Below are 3,325 nucleotides of genomic sequence, written 5' to 3'. Positions count from 1 at the left end.
GGGTTTCCTACGCCCACACCCCCTTCGGCATTCCGGTTCTCGTGGGTTGCACGGCGGTGAGCGCGCCCGAGTTCTACGCCTACATGCAGACGGGTCAGATGGAGGGCATCCTGGGCGGTCTCAAGGGGGCCGCCGAGTACGAGAAGATGATATCCCGCCCCGCTGACGCCACGCGGGGGATGGTTGCCCAGATGGTGGTCCACGTGTTTATCGTGATTCTTATCTTTCTCGGCAACCTCGCCTACTACGGCAACCGGTTCCTGAAAAAGCGCCGCGACCGGGAACAGGTCGGTGACTGAGCCGTGGTCTTTCGAAAAATCGCCGACCTCGCGGGCCGGGCCATGGATTTCCTCCTGGGGCTGGACCGCCGCTGGATTTTTCTCCTGATTGCCATCGGCGTGATCATCACCCTGATCGGTCCTTTCAGCGTCGACGTCTCGATCACCGCGCCGGTGTCCCGCTACTACAACGCCATTGACCGCCTTCCGCCCAGTTCGACCATCCTCATCTCTATGGACCTGGGCCCGAGCACGCTGCCCGAGCTGGAGCCCATCCTGGCCGCTACGGTCCGCCACGCCCTCATGCGTGGCGTCCGGGTTATCGCCATGACGCTCCTGGTCGAGGGGCCTTCCATCGGCGAGCGGATAATGCTCGAGGCCCAGGACGAGATCAACGCCGAGCTGGCGGCCAAGGGCGAGGAGCGTCGGATAACTATGGGCGAGGACTGGGTCTATCTCGGGTTCCGCGCCGGCGCCGACGCCGTCATCCTCCAGCTGGGTGATGAGATTCGCAAGGCCTACCCCAGCGACTACTACGGCACCTCCCTGGACGACTACCCGATGATGGCCGGCGTGCATTCTTTCGACGACATGGGGTTGGTCTCGGCTGTCTCCGGGACGGCGATGCCGGAGATGTGGATCTCCTACGCGGGCGTACCCTTCGGCATCCCCGTGTTGGTGGGCTGCACGGCGGTTTACGCACCCAACTACTACGCCTTCCTCCAGACGCGGCAGATTGAGGGGATGCTCGGCGGCCTGAAGGGGGCGGCGGAGTACGAGAAGCTGTTAGCCCGGCCCGCCGCCGCCATGCGCGGGATGGTCGCCCAGATGGTGGTTCACGTGATCATCGTGGTGCTCATCCTCTTGGGCAACGTCGCCTACTTCGTCTCCCGGAACCGGAAGCGGAAGACGCTCTGACCACGGACCGGTTTACCCAAACGAAAAAGCCCCCGGCGGGGGCTTTCTTTTAACAAGGGGCTTAAGCCCCTTGTTTCACAAGCGAGGGCGGTCAGGGGGCGAAGGAGGCCTTGACCTGGCCCCAGCTCGACTCCTCGACACCCACGGTGACCTGGAACCAGGAGAGGATGTCCGACATCATGTAACTGCGCTCCTCGCCGGAGGATTCGGTACCGATGCTCTCCAGGGGCAAGGCGGAGAAGACGATGTACCAAGTGCCGCCGTAGGGGCTCGTGCCCTGGTTGGCGATGAAGCTGGAGTGGTGCGTCGTGCCGCTAGAGTCCTGCCAGGTGAGGGCGGACCAGGCGGAGCCCGAGGCGTCCAGCATGTCGGGGTAGTTGTAATCGCCGGAGGCCCACCACATGGAGTAGGGGACGCCCGAAAGCGGCGGCGACGTGGAGCCGGAACCCCCGATCCAGGAGCTGTCAACGTGGATTGGGTTCCTGAAATTGCTCGTAGGGTAGGAAAGGCCGATGTAGTTGCTGAAGAGCTCCGAGTAGAGCTGACCTTCCGTTAGGACCTCGGCGACGCAGTTCCAGGCGATGTACATTCCGGAAAGCCAGACCCCCCGGCATTCGTCGGCCGGCGTCGTCTCCAGGTACTGGATGATGGCGTCTTCCTCGTCCAGGGTGAGGGTGATGTGCCCCGCCGGTCCGTCGGCGGCGGAGGTGCCCCCCGAGATTCCGGTGTACCAGACGACGGCGCCGTGGCCCGTAAGGTCGCCGACCCGAACCTCCCGTGTGTGGTATAGAATGTTGTAGTAGTACGGGTGCCCGAAGATGTCGTCAATGGCGTCCGTGTAGTAGTCGTCGAAGTAGAGCGGTTCCGAGACGCCGTCCTCCTGGTCGCTCACCAGGAGCACGCCCGTGGAAGTCGGCGCCGGACCGACGTGGGCGGTCGGGGATTGGGCGGGTGAGAGCGCCGCGGCCGCCGCCGCCAGCGCCAGAAATAACGTCACCGATTCACGCATCCTTCCCCCTGAAATCAGCGGTAGTTGGCCTTGATTTCGCCCCAGCTCGCCTCCTCCACGGGCATCGTCTCGCCGAGGTAGTCCAGCAGCCGCCCCATCAGCTCCTCCTTGGTGGATGACCCGTCGGCCAGGGCGCCGAAGAGGAACGTGGAGACCACAGCGCGGTGGTGGCCGTCGCCCGCGTAGGCCACCGTCCGGGCGTTGGAGACGTGGCCCATGGGGGTGCTGGTGAATATCACCGTGCCGCCGTCGTTGGTGATTTCGTCCAGGTAATTGTCGCTGGGCTCGGTCTGATACCCGGGACAGTCGAAGGCGAGGCCGGCGGTGAGCATGCCGGAAACGCCATTCACCGTCTCGACGTTCCCGTCCCCCATGGGCTCGCCGTCGTAGAGGTAGCGGGCGCCGAAGAGGTCCCACAACGGCGCCGGGGAGTAGTCGTAGCCCACGTCGCCGCCCTCCACGTAGAGCCCCCGCCACCGGCCGAATTCCAGAAGCGCCTCTTGATCGGAGTAATCCAGGGAAAGCGAGACGGGAAAGGTCCCCAGAAGGACGAAGACGATGTCGTAGCCGGCGAGGTCGTCGGGGATGTCGGTGACCAGGTCGTAGTCCCGGCCGTTGGCGTCGAGGGCCTCCGTGACGGCGTATTCGGAGCCCACGAGGTCGCCGCCGTCGGGATCGGTGAACTCCAGTCCGCCGTCGTAGTCGGCGACGAGCACCTCGGCGGCCGGCGCCATGGCGCAGAGGAATAGAAAAAGTAGTGCCGTTCTTTGAATCACGGTCGGATACCTCATCGGTTAATATAGACCAAAGCCCGTCGGGGCGCAAGTAAGGTACGCTCGGCGGGCGGTTTCGGTTTCGCGTCGCGGCGTACGGTGCGCGTTGTTCTCGACCTTGCTCGACCCGCTTAGAACTGCTCGGTCGGCTTCAAGCTGATGGAACTCATTATTACTCAATAATGTGCCGCTCGCGGCGCACATCTTTCGAATCAAATCCAGTGCGCCCCGCGGGGTCGTGTCCAGCTCAAGCTGATGTAACTCTTTTCTTTAATGGAGTGTCGCTCGCGGCACTAAATCCTAGAATACAGGAGATGTGAACCGCGGATCCGTGTCCAGCTTCAAGC

At 63.6% G+C, this 3,325-nt stretch carries 4 protein-coding genes; 2 read left to right on the top strand and 2 right to left on the bottom strand.

Annotation, left to right across the window (positions count from 1 at the left end; translation table 11 throughout):
* Together NTW26_11690 and NTW26_11685 are read left to right on the top strand one after the other, a co-directional pair.
* Positions 1-299, top strand: a 299-nt coding sequence (locus NTW26_11690) for a hypothetical protein (protein MCX7022908.1), incomplete at its 5' end; no start/stop codon positions are given.
* A gap of 3 nt (positions 300-302) precedes the next feature.
* Complete coding sequence (locus NTW26_11685) at positions 303-1,196, top strand: hypothetical protein (GenBank protein MCX7022907.1); 894 nt, start codon at positions 303-305, stop codon at positions 1,194-1,196.
* Between the two features lie 91 nt (positions 1,197-1,287).
* Here NTW26_11685 and NTW26_11680 read toward each other — a convergent pair whose 3' ends face one another.
* Both NTW26_11680 and NTW26_11675 read right to left on the bottom strand, forming a co-directional pair.
* Positions 1,288-2,205 (bottom strand): hypothetical protein, encoded by a 918-nt coding sequence (locus tag NTW26_11680; protein MCX7022906.1) that lies wholly within the window; start codon positions 2,203-2,205, stop codon positions 1,288-1,290.
* Positions 2,206-2,219: 14 nt separating this feature from the next.
* Positions 2,220-2,981 (bottom strand): hypothetical protein, encoded by a 762-nt coding sequence (locus NTW26_11675; protein MCX7022905.1) that lies wholly within the window; start codon positions 2,979-2,981, stop codon positions 2,220-2,222.
* Positions 2,982-3,325 lie beyond the last annotated feature (344 nt).

It is taken from the genome of bacterium (assembly GCA_026398675.1).
In the GTDB taxonomy this organism is placed as follows: Bacteria; RBG-13-66-14; RBG-13-66-14; order RBG-13-66-14; family RBG-13-66-14; genus RBG-13-66-14.
This window is presented reverse-complemented; position numbering and strand designations above follow the sequence as displayed.

Bases quoted from the DNA above. Each gene is read 5' to 3' on its own strand.
- NTW26_11680 (MCX7022906.1), bottom strand. From the start codon at position 2,205: ATGCGTGAATCGGTGACGTTATTTCTGGCGCTGGCGGCGGCGGCCGCG.